Here is a 16,110-nt window from a genome sequence, read left to right as displayed (position 1 = left end):
CCGACATTGCCGTCGCCCGGGATAATGGGGGGCGAGACGGATTTGCATGACGACAGGCTGGAAGGAGAACAGGCAATGAGGGACACGCCGCGCGCGCTGCGCGAAACGTTGCTGCGGGAGCAGGGCGTGCTGCTGGTGACGCGGCCCGCCGCGGCGGCGCCGCGCCCGTCTCCGGGCCAGCCGGGTGCCGCCTCCGACTTCGTCTCCGACCTGCCGGACATTTTCATCGCGGTGCGGGCGAACGGCGAAGTGTTCGCGTTCAACGGCCATGTCGACCTGGGCACGGGAATCCGTACCGCGCTCGCGCAGATCGTTGCGGAAGAGCTGGAAGTTGAGCCGGAGCGGGTCACGATGGTGCTCGGTCATACCGAGGCGACGCCGAACCAGGGGCCCACCATCGCCAGCGCATCGATACAGATTTCGGCCTTGCCACTGCGGCGCGCCGCGGCGCAGGCCGGTGCCTGGCTGCGGGCCAGGGCAGGGGAGGGCCGCACGCCGGACCTACTTGCATTGCTGGCCGGCCAGCATGTGGAATTGACGCTGGCCGATGAGGTTGTGACCAAGCCGGTGGATCAGTACCGCGTCGTCGGTCGCAGCATACCGCGTGTCGATATCCCGGCGAAGGCGACCGCCGAACTGACCTTTGTGCACGACGTGCGGGTGCCCGGCATGCTGCATGGACGGGTCGTCCGGCCACCGTACGCGGGGCGCGACAGCGGAGAATTCGTTGGCCACAGCCTGGTCTCGGTCGACGAAGCGTCGGTCGCCGGCGTGGCAGGACTGGTCCGTGTGGTGGTCGAGGGCGACTTCATCGGCGTGGTGGCGCAGCGGGAAGAGCAGGCCATCGAAGCGGCCCGGCGCCTGAAGGCGCAATGGAAACCGGTACCGCCGCTGCCGGACCTGAACGACCCCGAACCGGCGCTGCGCGCCGCTGCCGCGCAGCGTCGCGAATTGCTGCAGGTTGGCGACGTCGACGCCGCGATTGCCGAAGGCGCGCATCGCCTCTCGCGCAGCTATGTCTGGCCTTACCAGTTGCACGGTTCCATCGGCCCATCCTGCGCCGTCGCCGACTGGCGCGAGGATCGCCTGACCGTCTGGTCGGGCACGCAGAACCCGCATGTGCTGCGCATCGACCTCGCCCGTCTCACCGGCATGGACGAAGGCGAGATCGAGATCGTCCGGATGGAGGCCGCCGGCTGCTACGGCCGCAATTGCGCCGACGACGTGTGTGCGGATGCGGTGCTGTTGTCCCGCGCCGTGGGCCAGCCCGTGCGCGTGCAACTCACGCGCGAGCAGGAGCATATGTGGGAGCCGAAGGGTGCCGCACAGCTGATGGACGTGCGCGGTGGCGCCACCGCGGACGGCAGGCTCACCGGGTACGATTTCGTCAGCCGATACCCGTCCAACGACGCGCCCATGCTTGCGTTGCTGCTGACGGGCCGCGTATCGGCCGCGCCACGGATGCTGGAAATGGGCGACCGCACCGCCGTGCCCGCGTACGGTTATCCGGCCTTGCACATCGCCTGCGACGATACGCCCGCGATTGCACGGGCCTCCTGGCTGCGCGGGGTGTCGGCGTTGCCCAATACCTTCGCGCACGAATCCTTCATCGATGAACTGGCGCAGCTGTGTGACGCCGACCCGCTGGCGTTCCGCCTCCGGCACCTTGCCGACACCCGGGCCACCGAATTGCTGGTCGCGCTGGCCCAGGCGGCGCAGTGGCAAGAAGGGCAGAGGGGCTCGCGTGGGGTGCCGGATGGCGATGGACTCCTGCATGGGCGAGGCATTGCCTATGCGCGCTACATCCACAGCAAGTTCCCCGGCTTCGGCGCCGCATGGTCGGCGTGGATCGTCGATGTCCAAGTGGATGCGCACACGGGCGACGTGCGGGTGACGCGCCTGCATGTGGGCCAGGACACGGGGATGATGGTCAATCCCGACGGCGTCCGTCACCAGATCCACGGCAACGTCGTGCAGACGCTGAGCCGGGCACTGCGGGAACAGGTCCGCTTCGACGAGCGAGGTGTCGCGAGCCGGGAATGGGGCAGCTACCCGATCGCGACGTTCGTGAACGTGCCCCCCATCGAGGTGCTGCTGATGCCGAGGCAGACCGAGAGCCCGCTGGGTGCCGGCGAGTCGGCGTCGTTACCCGGTGCGCCGGCGATTGCCAATGCGCTGTTCGACGCGACGGGGGTGCGGTTCCGGCAGGCGCCGTTTACTCCCGAGGCGGTGCGGAAGGCGTTGGAGTCTTCGTTGGCTGGGAACGCCCCAACGTGCGGCCTCGGTCCAACGCGTGGTACGCACGACCGACGCGACGCCGTGCCGGTCGGATAGCGGATAGCGGCCACCGGCGACTGGCGACCTTCAAGGCAGCGATGCAGGCGAGGCACCTGGTGCGATCAGGAGAAAGCACTGCGGCGACGAGTTCCATGGTTCGCTAGTGGAAATTCCGGGTTCCGATCTGTTTGGGGCGATGTAAGGGACGCGCCTCACCAGGGGAGGCTGATCGCCATGGAGGCGCGTCATGGCAGTTGCCTGCATCAGGCATTTAACATAACAAACATTATCGGCAGCGAGGGTGTTGGCTTCGAATAGAAATGTCCGCTTCTGGATGATTAGACATGTCCGCTAGTTGCTAAATGACCGTCATCTCCAACTTCTCGCCCGGCTGTCCGGGAGACCGCTGTGGACGAGCCAGGATTCGTGACGATGAGCATGCGAGATCTCGATCGGCTGAAGGTCATCCAAGCGGTGACCGAAGGACGGCTGGCGCAGTGGCGAGCCGCGGAGCGGCTAGGCATCACGGTGCGCCAAGTGCGAAGGTTGGTCGTCCGACTACAGGAAGACGGCCCTAGCGGGCTGATGTCGCGCAAACGTGGGCGCCCGAGCAACCGACAATTGCCTGCGGGGCTGGAAGCGCGGATACGTGGCTTGATCCGGGACAGCTACGCGGACTTCGGCCCAACCCTGGCGTGGGAGAAGCTATGCGAGCGTCACGGGATCGACGTTTCCAAGGCCTGTATCCGCCGATTCATGATCGATGCCGGCTTCTGGGTCCCGAGGAAGCTGCGCCCGCCCAAGGTCCACCAGCCGAGGCATCGGCGCGCCTGCCTGGGCGAGTTGATCCAGATCGATGGCAGCGACCACCGCTGGTTCGAGGAGCGGGCGCCCGCTTGCACGCTGCTGGTCTACGTCGATGACGCCACCGGTCAGCTGATGCAGCTGCACTTCGTGCCGACCGAATCGACTTTCGCTTACTTCGAGGCGACCCGCAGCTACCTCGAGCGGCACGGCAAGCCGGTCCCGTTCTACAGCGACAAGGCGGGCATCTTCCGGGTCAATGCCAAGGATGGGCCTGATGGACGGGGTTATACGCAGTTTGGGCGGGCACTGTTCGAGCTGAACATCGACATCCTGTGCGCGAACTCGAGCCAGGCCAAGGGCCGCGTGGAGCGGATGAATGGCGTGTCAACCAAGGCGGCACCCCATACCAAGCGCAAGCGGCAGATCAATCGGCTAGATCTGGAACGGGCGATCCAAAGTGCGACCGCCCCGCCCTGTTGAGACGGCATCGAGCACCGGCCAGCTAGACTGCCCCACATCACAAAAAGCACGTTCGGACTGACATTTGGAAATAGCCAGCGCCGGGACATCAAAAGCCGCACCAAACAGAGGATGTTGGCCTTTTATTCCAATGTCGTACTAACCTAGCAAAGGCCCTCAAGGAGAGAAAGCTCATGGGAAGAACTGCTCTCGTCGTCGGTGCTACCGGCATCGGCGGAAGCTACGTTGCCCGTCAACTCGTTGCAAGTGGATGGAGGGTCTACGGGCTAGCACGCCGCCCGAGTGGTGAGCCGGGTAATGTGACACCAGTCGCTGCCGATCTGCTTGATATGGAAAGCCTGGAGGTCGCCCTTGGCGGTGTTGAGCCGACGCACGTGTTCATCACGACTTGGATGCGTCAGGCCACCGAGGCGGAGAACATCCGGGTCAATGCCGCTATGGTTCGCAATCTGCTTGCTGCGCTGGCATCAAAGAAGACGCTGCGTCATGTGGCTCTGGTCACGGGCTTGAAGCACTACCTCGGTCCGTTCGAAGCCTACGCGCAATCCGGTACTTTGCCCGACACACCGCTGCGTGAGACACAGCCGCGCCTGCCTGAAGAGAATTTCTACTACGCGCAGGAGGACGAGGTGTACGCTGCCGCCGAGCGCGACCGTTTCACCTGGACCATTCATCGTCCCCATACCATCATCGGCATGGCGGTGGGAAACGCAATGAATCTGGGTACGACGCTTGCCGTGTATGCGTCGATCTGCAAGGAGACTGGCCGCGTCTTCCAGTTTCCCGGATCCGAGGCCCAATGGAACGGGCTGTCGGATGTGACGGATGCACGGATGCTCGCTAGCCAACTCCTCTGGGCGGCTGATACTGACGCTGCTCGCAACGAGGCCTTCAATATAGTGAACGGCGATGTCTTTCGCTGGTCTTGGCTCTGGGCGAGGCTGGCGGAATGGTTCGGCGTGCAGGCGATGGGCTTTAGCGGCAGCATCCAGCCGTTGGAAACCGCGATGAAGAACGATCATGAGGTGTGGCGGGAAATCGCGCAGCGCCACGGGCTCGTCGAGGCAGATCTCGACCGCCTTGCGTCGCCCTGGCATACGGACCTCGATTTGGGTCGGCCACTCGAGGTGATGACCGATATGGCGAAGAGCCGCAAGCTTGGCTTCACGGCGTATCAGGCGACCGACGAATCGTTTTTCAATCTGTTTTCTCAACTGCGAGCGGCGCGGCTTATCCCCTGATTCCTGAAGGTCAAGAACTCTCAAGCCGCCATGATTGCCCAGGACCGCTCGCCCCCCAAGGCAACGCATCGATGAACCGCGCGCCTGAGCGACGGTGGCGCCGGGGCTCAGGACTGCAGGCGCCCCAGCCGTACCACCGTCACGCCCGGCCGCAGCTGGCGCAGCGACGGCATCACCAGCACGCAGTCCGGATACGGCGTAGTGACCGGCTCGCCGCCGTTCCAGCCGATGACCGTGCCGGCCTCGGCAAAGGTCTCGAGGCCCGTATAGTTCCCCGCGAAGCGGAAATCCATGCTGGTCGCCACCACCGGTTCGGTGACCCGCACTACCCGCTGCGGGGCCGCCGGCGGCATCGTCCACCCGGGCGGCACGTCGCGATCATCGATGACGCCGGCCTCGAGCAGGAAGCGCGCGGCGCTGTCGCGCGCGACCTCCACTGCAGCCGGCTCCCAGTGCTGGCCGCACTCGACAAGCAGCGCGTTCTTCGCGCTGGCCGGGTCGCCGAAGCCCCCGTAGTCGCGCATGCGGCGGCCCTCCGGATGGCCTTCGTCGACGATCACGTGCGCCGGCGCGCCGAGCTTGCGGGCGAGCGCGATGCCCTTGTCCAGCGGGCCGGACACGATCAGCGGCAGGCTCTTCTCGTGCATCGAGTGCAGGTCCAGCAGCAGGTCCACCGTATCGATCACTGGGCGCATCTGGCGCGCGCGGCGCAGCTCGGACGAGTCACGCGTCGTGTCGTCCAGCACTGCGGCGGTCCACACCCGGTTGAAGTCCTGGTCGACATAGCGGGATGCATCCGGGCGCGACGCATCGAAGCGGCCATAGGCCTCGACGTTGGCGAAGGCCAGCGTCAGCCGGCCCCGGCGCGGGCGCAGCGCGAGGTCCAGCAGGTCCTTGACCGCGATCGCGCCGCATACCTCGTTGCCGTGCGTCAGCGCGTTGATCATCACGTGCGGACCGGGCACGCCGCTGTCGAAGGTATGGACGTACGGGATGCCATCGGTACCGGCGGCATAAGGCCGGATGTCGGGAAACGCGACGTCGACGGGATAGTGTTCGATGGTCATCTGGGCGTGCTCGCTGTTATTGCTGGATGCCGGCAGTCTGCACGATGCCGCGGTACTTGGCCGTCTCGCGCTTGACGAAGGCGGCGAACTGGTCGGGATTGCCGGGCGTCACCTCCACGCCGGCTTCCGCCAGCTTGCGGCGCACCTCCGGCATGGCGAGCACCGCCTGCATCTCGGTATTGAGACGCTCGACCACCGCCTTGGGCGTGTTGGCCGGCGCCATCAGCCCAAACCAGACGCTCATGTCGACGCCCTTGAGCGCCGCGCTCTCGGCGAGCGCCGGCACGTTCGGGGCCACCGCCGCGCGGCGCGTCTCGGTAACGCCATAGGCCTTGACCTTGCCGGACTGGATGTGAGGCAGCGCCGACGACAGCACCATCACCGCCAGGTCGATCTGACCGCCCAGCAGATCGGTGGCCATCGCGGGCGCGCCCTTGTACGGCACATGGGTGATGCGGACCTTGCCCTGCTGCTTGATCAGCTCGCCGGCCAGGTTCAGGGGCGTACCCACGCCCGACGAGGCATAGGACAGCTTGTCCGGCTGGGCACGCGCCAGCGCGATCAGCTCGTCCGCATTGTTGGCCGCGAGCGCAGCCTTGCCGACCAGCACCATCGGCTGGGTGCCGACGAAGGTCACCGGCGCCAGATCCTTCTCGCCGTCGTAGCGCACCGCCGGGTTGGTCAGGCGCGCGATGGAGACTTCGCTGCCCGATCCCATCAGCAACGTGTAGCCGTCGGCCTCGGCCTTGACGACCTTCGCGGCGCCGATGGTGCCGCCCGCCCCGCCGAGGTTGTCAACCACCACGCTCTGACCAAGGCGCTTGCCGAGTTCCGGCGCGATCGTGCGGGCCACGAGGTCGACGCTGCCGCCGGCGGTGTAGCCCACCACCAGCGAGATTGGCTTGGCGGGCCAAGGATTGGCCTGGGCCTGGCCGGCCGCAAGGACGGACAGGCAGATGGAGGCGGCGGCAGCCGCGCGCAGCATGGCGTTCATGGCAGTGGTTTCCCCTTGGTGGTCGCGTGTCGTTGATGGTGACGCGGTTTGTTGTGACGCGATCTTAGGAAACACCGGCCCGGCGCTGCGTGCGGCTTTGGCAACGGGGATTGCCGTTTCGGCAATGGCTGGCCGGAAGCCGCGCGCCGACCGGTTTCAGGCGGAGGCGGCTTGCCAGAACGCCTCGGCCAGCGGCCGCAGCGGCGCGCGCGGGCGGTACAGCCGGATCTGCAAGGCCAGGTCGGTCTCGCCGGCATCGGCGCGCACCAGCCGGCCGGCGCGCAGGTCGTCTGCGATCAGGCGGGCCGGCAGCCAGGCCAGGCCCATGCGCTCGCGCACCATTTCGTGCACCGACTCGGCGAAGTCGCTGACGGCGATCACGTCCAGACGCGTAGCCAGCTTGCGGCGTGCGACCTCATGGTTGACCATGCGGCCCATCGTCAGCGTCTCCGCGTAGGCGATCATCGGCACCGGCGCCTTGGCGCGCGCGGAGAGCCTGTACAACGCGTCTCCGGCATCGTCGGCGGCGCTGGCGCAGACCAGTCGCTCGATGCCGACGGCGTGGAACTGGTATTGCGCGTCGTCCAGCGTCACGGGCGCGTCCGGCGGGCTGTAGCACAGCAGGAATTCGGCGTCGCCGGCGGTGAAGACGGCGAGCGCGTCGTGCATCGAATACGTCGACAGGCGGGTGCGGAAGTTCGCGGCGAGCGGATGGTCCCGCAGCGTCTCGCGCAGGTGGGCGAGCCAGGCAGGAACCATCGAGCGCGCCAGCGTCTTGCCGGTGGCGATGACGACCGTATGCGCATCGGCGCGGCGGCTCGCGCGCAGCGACACGCGTACCTCGTCCAGCGTCCCCAGCGCCGACTGTGCGGCTTCCAGGAACTGCCGGCCCTCGGCGGTAAGCCGCACCGGAAAGACGCCACGATCGATCAGCGGCGCGCCTGCCCAGACCTCCAGCGCCTGGATGCGCCGCCCGAACGCGGGAGGGGTCACGTTGCGCAGCTCCGCCGCGCGCGCGAAGCTGCCCGCCTGCGCGAGACAGACGAAGTCCTCAAGCCAACGGGTATGCATGTGGTCTCGTTCGCGTCGGGCCGCGCAGTGTGGGGAACGCCATTCTAGTGGAGGCGCGCAGGGGCCGCACGCATGCTGGCGGCTCTGCCCTGCCCTACAGGGTGCGCTATCGAAGGCGTACCATCCGGCCAGGCCACACACAGACGAATCAGTGCAGGGGAAGTCAAGCGGCTGGGACGCTCTTGCCGTCTGCCCTGCTGTGAGCCCTCAGGCCCGGGACGCCACCAGTGCCCCAGCGCCGATCAACGTCAGGCCCCCCACGCGCTCTACATTGGCCTGCGCGCGGGCGCTGGTCAGCCGGGTAGCCAAAGATCGGGCCAACATGGCATAGATTGCGGCGTTGGCTCCCGCCATGACCACGAAGGTCGGAATAAGGATGCTCGCCTGAGGCAGGAATGAACGACTGGCATCAATGAACTGCGGGACGAAGGCGACGAAAAACACAATGCTCTTCGGGTTCAGTGCCGTTACCAGCCAAGCCTTGCCGAAGCGCTGCAACGGACGGCCTTCACTTACTGGTACCTGGCTTGCGCCGCTCCGCGCTGCTCTCCGGAGGGCTTGGACACCAAGATAGATGAGATACGCTGCCCCAGCCCACTTCAAGGATGTGAAGAGTGAGGCGGAAGTCGCCAGGACCGCGCCCAGCCCGGCCATGGACAAGGTGAAGGCCGTCAGATCTCCAGCGGCAACGCCGGCCACCGTAGCAAAGGCCGACTTCCCGCGATGAGCCAAGGCATCGCCGATCACGAGAAGTATCGTCGGTCCCGGAATCGCCAGGATCAAGACACTGGTCAGCAAAAAAGCAATCCAATGGTCAAACGACATCCGAGTCCCCGGTAGTTGGAGAATGGAAGACGATGCAGCATCACCCTGTTGAGGGCAGGTGCGCGCTCGAGCGTTCAGTTCATGCTTGCAGGGTGTTCATGTTGGTCATTATCTGCATAACGCGCGTCCGGCTTGCAGCCTTGGCGAAAACGGACGAACGATACCTGCATCCGCGAGACTACAGCCCGTGACTGCCATACCGGGGCTGAACATGATGATAGCAACACGATTGAAGCACAGGAACACCCCCGGAAGGTCAACTGCGAGCACGGCGACGGGCTTCAATGTGGACTTCAGGGAACATTCCCGTGCCCGCCTTGCCCAACCGCGGTTGGGCCGTCCGGCCCTCCCCGGTTGTGAGCATGGACGATGAAAGGGAACGTGTTGGGTGGCGCAAGGATCGATCTGCCGGCCACGGCCACACCTGGCCGGCCGGCGCATGCGGAACTGATGCTGGCATTGGGGGTGGCCGTCGCGGTCCAGCTGGGCTGCGCGCATGTCTTCACCGACTTTCTGTTCGAGCTGGGCGGCTCCATACGCTGGACCTCCATCCTGGCTTCGGTGCTGCCGGTTCTGGTTGCCGTCCTCGCGCTGTCCTTCCTGATGCGCGCTGCGTTGGCCGGGGCGCTGGTGTGCGCGCTGACCATCGTGCTGACGATGGCCAATCGATGGAAACTGGCGCTGACCGATGAGCCGCTGAACTGGAACGACCTGACCGCCGTCGAGAACCTGTCGGTGGTGGTCCGCTATATCGATTGGCGGGTGGGCCTGATGTTGCTGGGGGTCGCACTGCTGATCGCCCTGCCGGTATATGTGCTGGGTCGGCGCTTCCCGGCGCGCAATACCGCGGTGCTGCCGCGTCTCGCGGCGCTGGCGTTGCTGCTCCCGGTGCTGCTGCATCCTTACTGGGACAGCCTTGTGCCGGCACGTTATGCGATGAAGCCGGTGCTGGCGAAGTTCGATGTCTGGTACGTGCCATGGGACTGGAAGGACGACGTGCGCCGCAATGGCTTGCTCATGCATCTGGTCCATACCAGCCGGCGCATCGTGCCGCGCGTGCCGACGGCCGCCGAGCGGGATCGCTTCCAGGCGCTGCTGACCGACGCGCCGCTGACAGACGCGCCGCAGATGACGCGGCCAGGCAAGGTCATCGTGGTGTTGTGCGAATCGTGCTGGCACGACGAGCGCAACTTCCAGGGGGTCTTTCGCCCGCTTCGTGACCAGGGGTTCGCCCACTTGCGCGGCATCTCGCCCGTGTACGGCGGCAGCACGGTCAATGCCTCGTTCGAGCTGCTCACGGGCCTGCCCTCGGAGAACGTGCTGTGGGGCGTCATCTACCAGGAGTATGCCGACCTGTTTTCATCGCACGCCCGTGCGTGGCCGCGGGCAATGCGGGAGCTGGGCTATCGCAGCATCGCCATGCACAATTTCCAGAGGACCTTCTGGCGCAGGCATGTGATCAAGGGAAAATTCGGCTTCGACGAATATGTCGGGCTGGAGGACCTGCAATACGACGGCGACGAGTATTTCCCGCCGGACAGCATCCTCTTCGATGCGGCGTACGACAAGCTGCGGGAAGCTGGAGAGCAGCCGGTCTTCATGTTCCTCACCACCGTCCACACGCATGGCCCCTACCAGGACGAGGACGACATGGGCATGAGGGACTACGAGCGCCGCCTGCACGCGACGGTTGGCACCATTGCGGAGTTCTCGCGCAAGGTCCGGTCCCGGTTTCCGGATGCGTTGATCGTGGTGGCGGCGGATCACAAGCCCGCGCTGACGCGCTATTTCCTGGCCAACGGTGTGTTCGAGCGCAGCGACTTTCGCCGCATCGGCGACCGCGACGAGGATTTCGTGTTCGATGACCGCATCTCCCCTGCGCGGATGGGTGACGTGCCCGTCTATGTCCTGCACGCGGACGAGGCACGTTTGACGGAGCTGGCGCGCAAGGCGGACGCCCGCCCCTTCTACTGCCTGTCGCAGCTGATCGATGCCAGCTATACCGGCACGGCGCTACCGGCCTTCCGGCATGGTGAGTCGATATGCCAGGACAACGCCATGCCGCTGCACCAGCGCCGGGCGTCATATCCGGAATGGCTATACCGCTTGTCCCTGTTCGATGCAGAGCGAACGTGAGCGCTGCCTGCCCAGCCTGGCGGGGCAAAGAGCGGCAGAGCGAGCTGACGATGCCTTCGCCTAGCCGTCGTTACCCTTCAGGGGCCGGCCTCTGGCCGTCAGCGTGACCCATGCCACGCCGGCCAGGGTGGCAAGCGAGGCGACGGCGCCCGCCCATGTCACCGCTTCGCTCAACAACACCACGCCGAGAACGGCGGTCAATACGGGGACGGACAGTTGCACCGCCGCCGCGCTGATGGCGGTCATCCGCACGCGGACCCAATACCAGATGACGTAGCCAAGGGCGGAGGTCACGGTGCCGGAGACAAGCGCATAGATGACGCCCTGCGCATCGATGCGCAGGGCGTCCGATTGGGCCAGCAGCAGGAGCAGTGCGAGCGGAACCGACCACAGGAAGCTGGCGGCGGTGCTGGCGGTCGGCGATTCGCTGGAGCGGCCGAGCAGCGAGAACCCGCCCCAGGCGAAGCCGGCCACCGCCATCAGCGCCGCCGCGCGAAAGGATGGCACGGACGCCGAGGGGCCGAGGAACGCCACCATGCCGCCCAATGCCAGCATGAGGCCGGGAATGCTGGTGCGCTCGCCCTTGCGCAGGAAGCCATACGCGATCATCAGCAGTTGCGCGGCGGCGAACAGCACGAGCGCGCCGGCGCCGGTGCTGATGTCGCGGTAGGCGAAGGAAAAGGTGGCGGCGTAGATGAACAGCAGCAGCGCCGAGCACGGGCCGGCCCTGGCTGTCGGCAGCCGTTGGCCCTGCACCAGCAGGATCACCAGCAGCGTCAGCGCGCCGGAGGTGACGCGGATGGCGGTAAAGGAGGCGGCGTCGATGGCGGTGGTCTGGAATGCCGCGCGCGCCAGCAGGGAGTTGGCGGCGAATGCCACCATGGTCAGGGCCGTCAGCGGCGCGACAAGGGCCGACGCCCGGCCCTTGGCGGGTGGCGATACGGCGCGGCGGTCGGAGTCTGCCTCTTCCATGCTTGCACCGTTATAGACGGTCCTGCGCGGACCGTGTCCTTGCGCCGCGCCCTTCCCTACTCGAACGCGCTACTTCGGCGGCGCCTGCGGCACGTCCCGCTGCGGCTCGCCGTCGTAGGTCCACAGGAACTGGCGCGGAATCGGTCCCTTGTTGCGGCCGCCCTGGCCAGTCTGCTCCCAGGCGTGCGCGAGGATGCCGACCGAGCGCGACAGGCAGAACAGCCCGCGCGCCAGGGGGGCGGGAAAGCCGAGTTCGGCGTAGATGACGGCGGTGGCGCCATCGATGTTCATCGGGATCGGCTTGCTGCGGCCCTCGCCGAGTGCCGCTTCGATGGCGCGGGCGATGGTGGCGTAGCGGCCGCTGACGATGCCTTTCCTGGCAGCGTCGTCGACCAGCGCGAGCAGGCGCGGCGCGCGCGGATCGACCGGGTGGAAACGGTGGCCAAAGCCGGAGACGAACTTGCCGTGGTGCTCGCGATAGTGGGCGAGCGCGGCGCCAACTGCCTCTGGCAGCGCCAGCCCGGTCTCCATCCGCGCAGCGACGTCCTCGTACAGCGCCACGGCCTGCTCGCCGGCGCCGCCGTGCACGTCGCCGAGCACGTTGACCGCGGACGCCATGGCGTTGTTCAGGCCAACGCCGCAGGTTGCCGCCATGCGGGCGATCGCGATGCTCGGTGCCTGCGGGCCGTGGTCGACGGCCGCCATCAGCGCGGCGTCGAGCAGTTCGCCCTGCCCCTGGCCCGGCAGCTCGCCGCGCAGCATCAGCCAGATCATCTGCGCGAACGATACGCGCCCGATCAACTGCTCGATGGGATAGCCACGGTAGCGAATCTCGCCGGGGCGCATGTCGATGATGCTGGTGCGCCACCAGTCCTGCGACAGGCGCTGGCCGGCATCCATTTCATCGCCGGCTGCTTGTTGCTCGATGCCGCTCATATTGCGCGCTCCTTCGCCAGTTGTTCGATGTCGGTGTCGCTGTAGCCCAGGGCCGCCAGCACCGTGCGGGTGTGCTGGCCCAGCTCGGGCGGTGGGGTATCGACCGAGGGCGCCTCGCGATTGACCTTGAAGCCGGTACGGACCACGCGGATGTCGCGCCCGACGCCGGGGGCATCGCGGAATTCGCCGATCATGCCGCGGTCGCGCACCTGCGGATGGGCGAGCGTATCGGGAACATCCATCACGGGCCCGGCCGGCACGCCTGCCTCGTTCAGCAGCTGCCACCACTGCACCGCCGGCTTGCTGGCCAGCTCCGCTTCCAGCGCGGCGGTCAGTGCGGCACGGTTGGCCAGCCGCGCCTGGCGCTGGGCGAAGCGCTCGTCGACAGCGAGATCGGGGCGGCCGATCACCTGGCACACGGCCTCGAACTGTTCCTGCTTGTTGGCGGCGATGTTGAGCAGGCCGTCGCCGGTGCGGAAGGTGCCGGAGGGGCTGGCGGTCATGTTCTCGTTGCCCATCGGCACCGGCGCCTTGCCGGCGATCAGGTGATTGGAGACGACCCAGCCCATGGTGGCGAGGGTCGCTTCCAGCATGGAGACGTCGAGGAAATAGCCTTCGGTGCGCCGGTGGTCGGCCAGCGACGCCGCCACGGCAAACGCCGCGGTCAGGCCGCCAATGGTGTCGGAGACCGGATAGCCGACGCGGTATGGCGCCGTCTGCGGGTCGCCGGTGATGCTCATCACGCCCGACATGCCCTGGATGATCTGGTCATAGGCGGGCAGTTCGGCCAGCGGGCCGTCCTGGCCGAAGCCAGAGATCGCGCAGTAGATCAGCCGGGGATTGTCCTGCTTCAGCGTCTCGTAGCCCAGGCCCAGCCGGTCCATCACGCCGGGGCGGAAGTTCTCGACGACGACGTCCGCGCTTTGCACCAGCTTGCGGAACACTTCCTTGCCGCGCGCATGCTTCAGGTTGATGGTGATGGACTGCTTGCCGGGATTCTGCGCGAGGAACGAAACGCCCATCAGGCGCTGGTTCAGCTCGGCATCGGCGCCGAGCTGGCGGGCCAGGTCGCCGGTCCCCGGCGTCTCCACCTTGATGACCTCCGCCCCCATATGGGCCAGCTGATGGCAGCAGAACGGCCCGGCCAGCACGTTGGTCAGGTCGAGCACGCGGATGTCGCGCAAGGGCTTTTGCATAAATGGCTTCCGTTGCGGCGACACGGGCGGGCGTCGCCGCGAAATGATTACTCTACCCGGGCGCCGGACTGGCGCACGATGTCGCCCCAGCGGGCATTCTCGCTCTGGATGAACTTGCCAAGCTCGGCGGCCGAGCCGCCGCGCGGCTCGCTGCCCTCGTCACGCAGCTTGCGCACGGTGTCCGCGTCGCCCAGCGCCTTGTTGACCTGCGCATTCAGCCGGGCCACCACGTCGGGCGGGGTACCGGCCGGGGCGACCAGCGCCTTCCAGTCCTCGGCCTCGAACTTCGGATAGCCGGATTCGGCCACGGTCGGCACCGACTCCAGCAACGGCAGGCGTTTGGCCGACGTGACGGCAAGCGCGCGGATCTTGCCGGCACGGATCATCGGCATGGCGATCGGCGGCGTGGCGAAATAGAAGTCGGTCTGCTCGCCCAGCAGGTCGTTCAGCGCGGGCGACGCGCCCTTGTAGGGAACGTGCAGCACCTTGATGCCGGCGCGGCGGGCGAACATCTCGCCGGTCAGATGTCCGACCGTGCCGGTACCGGCGGAGGCCATGGACAGCTCCTTCGCCTTGGCCGCGGCGACGAGATCGGCGACCGTCTTGTATGCGGAGTCCGCGCGCACGATCAGCACCACCGGTTGCGCGGCGACCAGGGCCACGGGCGTGAAGTCCTTCACGGTGTTGTACGGCATTTTCGGGTACAGCGTGGCGTTGATCGCCAGGTTGGCGGTCTGCCCCATGCCGATCGTATAGCCGTCGGGCTTTGCCTTGGCCACCAGCTCCATGCCGATGTTGCCGCCGGCGCCCGCGCGATTTTCCACCACCACGTTCCAGCCCGACGCCATGCCGATCTTGTTGAAGACGAGACGGGACAGCACATCGGTGCCGCCTGCCGGGGGGAACAGCACGATCAGTCGGATCGGCTGTGCGGGGTAGGCGTCGGCAGCCTGCGCCGGGGCGGCAAGGGCCAGCATGGCGGGCAAGGCCAGGCAAAGGCAGGCGCGCGCCAGCGGGCGCGCGGCACGGGCGGTGCGGGGGGCGAAGGGATGCGGCATGTTGTCTCCTGATGCGGTGGCGCAGGCAGCTGGCATGACCGCGGCACGCGCCGCATTATGTTCTGCCTGATAGATCGATGTTCTATGGAAAAGAACTATAGCAGCGCGCAACCGGGTGGCTAACCGGGGTTTACCCCCGGCGGCTGTTCAAACGTCCATCGCTATGTTCTACTGCGCAGAACTTCGCATCCCATCATCCATGACCGACAAGACTTTGCGCACCCGCGCCGACACTGAGGGCGAATCGAGCGGCGTCGCCGTGCTGGATCGGGCCTTCGCCATCCTTGGCGCGTTCGGGCCCACCGACGAGCGGCTGACGCTGACGGAGCTATCGCGGCGGTCCGGCCTGTACAAGAGCACGGTGCTTCGGCTGCTGGGCGCGCTCGAGCACGGCGGCTTCATCCGCAAGCTGGATGACGGGCAATATGCGGTGGGGCCGGAGCCGCTGCGGCTGGCGGCCATCTATCAGCGCTCGTTCCGGGTCGGCCCGGTGATCGAGCGGCTGCTCGCACAACTGAGCCGGGAACTGGGCGAGACCTCCTCGTTCTATGTCCGCCAGGGCGACCAGCGGCTGGTGTTGTATCGCGTCGAGCCCGCCCGCGCGGTGCGCGTATCGATCGGCGTCGGCGACCACTTCCCGATCGACCATGGCGCGTCGGGCAAGGTGCTGCTGGCGTTCGGCCAGCCGGCGGACGACGCGTGGTCGCAGGTCCGGCAACGGATGTGGGCGGTGTCGTATGGCGAGCGCGATGCGGAGACGGCGGCGGCGTCGGTGCCAGTGTTCGATGCCGCGGGCGACATCATCGGGGCGCTGACGTTGTCCGGTCCCCTCTCGAGGCTCGGCATGGCGCCAACCATGTTCGCCGCGGTCGCCAGCCTGCTGGCGATGGCGCGGCAGGCCACGATCACGCTCGGTGGTCCCGCGGCGCGCTTCGATGGCCCGATCGCGTCGCTCAGCCTCGAACAGATCCTGGCCAGCGGCGCGTTGAGCGCGCGGGAAAGCGACTAGCGGTCGCAGCCGGCCGTCAGCCAGACAGCCGTCAGCCAGCC

Annotated in this window: 12 protein-coding genes and 1 pseudogene; 5 read left to right on the top strand and 8 right to left on the bottom strand. The window is 66.9% G+C overall.

Annotated elements, in window-relative coordinates:
* The first annotated feature begins 75 nt into the window (after nucleotides 1-75).
* From K6V06_RS19170 to K6V06_RS19160, 3 genes and pseudogenes are all read left to right on the top strand, one after another.
* Complete coding sequence (locus tag K6V06_RS19170) at nucleotides 76-2,334, top strand: xanthine dehydrogenase family protein molybdopterin-binding subunit (protein ID WP_255581962.1); 2,259 nt, start codon at nucleotides 76-78, stop codon at nucleotides 2,332-2,334.
* Nucleotides 2,335-2,709: 375 nt separating this feature from the next.
* A pseudogene (locus tag K6V06_RS19165) lies at nucleotides 2,710-3,519 on the top strand (ISNCY family transposase); the annotation flags it as partial.
* 218 nt (nucleotides 3,520-3,737) lie between these two features.
* Nucleotides 3,738-4,805: an SDR family oxidoreductase gene (locus K6V06_RS19160; RefSeq protein WP_222245725.1), complete on the top strand. Its 1,068-nt coding sequence runs from the start codon at nucleotides 3,738-3,740 to the stop codon at nucleotides 4,803-4,805.
* A 107-nt stretch (nucleotides 4,806-4,912) separates the two neighbouring features.
* Here the strand turns inward: K6V06_RS19160 and K6V06_RS19155 are convergent, their stop codons facing one another.
* From K6V06_RS19155 to K6V06_RS19140, 4 genes are all read right to left on the bottom strand, one after another.
* Nucleotides 4,913-5,872 carry a M14 family metallopeptidase gene (locus tag K6V06_RS19155; RefSeq protein WP_222245724.1) on the bottom strand — a complete coding sequence of 320 codons (960 nt, stop codon included), beginning with the start codon at nucleotides 5,870-5,872 and terminating at the stop codon, nucleotides 4,913-4,915.
* A gap of 16 nt (nucleotides 5,873-5,888) precedes the next feature.
* Nucleotides 5,889-6,866 (bottom strand): tripartite tricarboxylate transporter substrate binding protein, encoded by a 978-nt coding sequence (locus K6V06_RS19150; protein ID WP_222245723.1) that lies wholly within the window; start codon nucleotides 6,864-6,866, stop codon nucleotides 5,889-5,891.
* A 156-nt stretch (nucleotides 6,867-7,022) separates the two neighbouring features.
* A complete protein-coding gene (locus K6V06_RS19145; protein ID WP_222245722.1) occupies nucleotides 7,023-7,937 on the bottom strand; it encodes a LysR family transcriptional regulator in 915 nt (304 codons plus the stop codon).
* Between the two features lie 207 nt (nucleotides 7,938-8,144).
* The gene (locus tag K6V06_RS19140; RefSeq protein ID WP_222245721.1) at nucleotides 8,145-8,762 is read right to left on the bottom strand and encodes a LysE family translocator; all 618 of its coding nucleotides are present in this window, start codon (nucleotides 8,760-8,762) and stop codon (nucleotides 8,145-8,147) included.
* Between the two features lie 369 nt (nucleotides 8,763-9,131).
* Between K6V06_RS19140 and K6V06_RS19135 the strand changes: the two genes are divergently transcribed.
* The gene (locus tag K6V06_RS19135) at nucleotides 9,132-10,898 is read left to right on the top strand and encodes an LTA synthase family protein (protein WP_222245720.1); all 1,767 of its coding nucleotides are present in this window, start codon (nucleotides 9,132-9,134) and stop codon (nucleotides 10,896-10,898) included.
* 60 nt (nucleotides 10,899-10,958) lie between these two features.
* Here K6V06_RS19135 and K6V06_RS19130 read toward each other — a convergent pair whose 3' ends face one another.
* The 4 genes from K6V06_RS19130 to K6V06_RS19115 form a co-directional block, all read right to left on the bottom strand.
* Entirely contained in the window at nucleotides 10,959-11,870 is a 912-nt protein-coding gene (locus K6V06_RS19130; RefSeq protein ID WP_222245719.1) for a DMT family transporter, read from the bottom strand.
* A gap of 69 nt (nucleotides 11,871-11,939) precedes the next feature.
* Complete coding sequence (locus K6V06_RS19125; protein WP_222245718.1) at nucleotides 11,940-12,806, bottom strand: citryl-CoA lyase; 867 nt, start codon at nucleotides 12,804-12,806, stop codon at nucleotides 11,940-11,942.
* Nucleotides 12,803-14,002 carry a CaiB/BaiF CoA-transferase family protein gene (locus K6V06_RS19120; RefSeq protein WP_222245717.1) on the bottom strand — a complete coding sequence of 400 codons (1,200 nt, stop codon included), beginning with the start codon at nucleotides 14,000-14,002 and terminating at the stop codon, nucleotides 12,803-12,805. The genes K6V06_RS19125 and K6V06_RS19120 overlap by 4 nt, the downstream gene beginning before the upstream one ends.
* Nucleotides 14,003-14,049: 47 nt before the next feature.
* On the bottom strand, nucleotides 14,050-15,060 hold the full coding sequence (locus K6V06_RS19115) for a tripartite tricarboxylate transporter substrate binding protein (RefSeq protein WP_222245716.1): 1,011 nt from the start codon (nucleotides 15,058-15,060) through the stop codon (nucleotides 14,050-14,052).
* A gap of 199 nt (nucleotides 15,061-15,259) precedes the next feature.
* Here K6V06_RS19115 and K6V06_RS19110 point away from each other — a divergent pair, with 199 nt between their 5' ends.
* Entirely contained in the window at nucleotides 15,260-16,069 is an 810-nt protein-coding gene (locus K6V06_RS19110) for an IclR family transcriptional regulator (protein ID WP_222245715.1), read from the top strand.
* The last annotated feature ends 41 nt before the right edge of the window (nucleotides 16,070-16,110 follow it).

The organism is Cupriavidus sp. AU9028 (assembly GCF_019795295.1).
Classification (GTDB): Bacteria; Pseudomonadota; Gammaproteobacteria; order Burkholderiales; family Burkholderiaceae; genus Cupriavidus.
Note: the sequence above shows the minus strand (reverse complement) of the source record. Positions and strands in the feature narration are given on the sequence as shown.

Bases quoted from the DNA above. Each gene is read 5' to 3' on its own strand.
- K6V06_RS19170 (WP_255581962.1), top strand. From the start codon at position 76: ATGAGGGACACGCCGCGCGCGCTGCGCGAAACGTTGCTGCGGGAGCAG.
- K6V06_RS19160 (WP_222245725.1), top strand. From the start codon at position 3,738: ATGGGAAGAACTGCTCTCGTCGTCGGTGCTACCGGCATCGGCGGAAGC.
- K6V06_RS19155 (WP_222245724.1), bottom strand. From the start codon at position 5,872: ATGACCATCGAACACTATCCCGTCGACGTCGCGTTTCCCGACATCCGG.
- K6V06_RS19150 (WP_222245723.1), bottom strand. From the start codon at position 6,866: ATGAACGCCATGCTGCGCGCGGCTGCCGCCGCCTCCATCTGCCTGTCC.
- K6V06_RS19145 (WP_222245722.1), bottom strand. From the start codon at position 7,937: ATGCATACCCGTTGGCTTGAGGACTTCGTCTGTCTCGCGCAGGCGGGC.
- K6V06_RS19140 (WP_222245721.1), bottom strand. From the start codon at position 8,762: ATGTCGTTTGACCATTGGATTGCTTTTTTGCTGACCAGTGTCTTGATC.
- K6V06_RS19135 (WP_222245720.1), top strand. From the start codon at position 9,132: ATGAAAGGGAACGTGTTGGGTGGCGCAAGGATCGATCTGCCGGCCACG.
- K6V06_RS19130 (WP_222245719.1), bottom strand. From the start codon at position 11,870: ATGGAAGAGGCAGACTCCGACCGCCGCGCCGTATCGCCACCCGCCAAG.
- K6V06_RS19125 (WP_222245718.1), bottom strand. From the start codon at position 12,806: ATGAGCGGCATCGAGCAACAAGCAGCCGGCGATGAAATGGATGCCGGC.
- K6V06_RS19120 (WP_222245717.1), bottom strand. From the start codon at position 14,002: ATGCAAAAGCCCTTGCGCGACATCCGCGTGCTCGACCTGACCAACGTG.
- K6V06_RS19115 (WP_222245716.1), bottom strand. From the start codon at position 15,060: ATGCCGCATCCCTTCGCCCCCCGCACCGCCCGTGCCGCGCGCCCGCTG.
- K6V06_RS19110 (WP_222245715.1), top strand. From the start codon at position 15,260: ATGACCGACAAGACTTTGCGCACCCGCGCCGACACTGAGGGCGAATCG.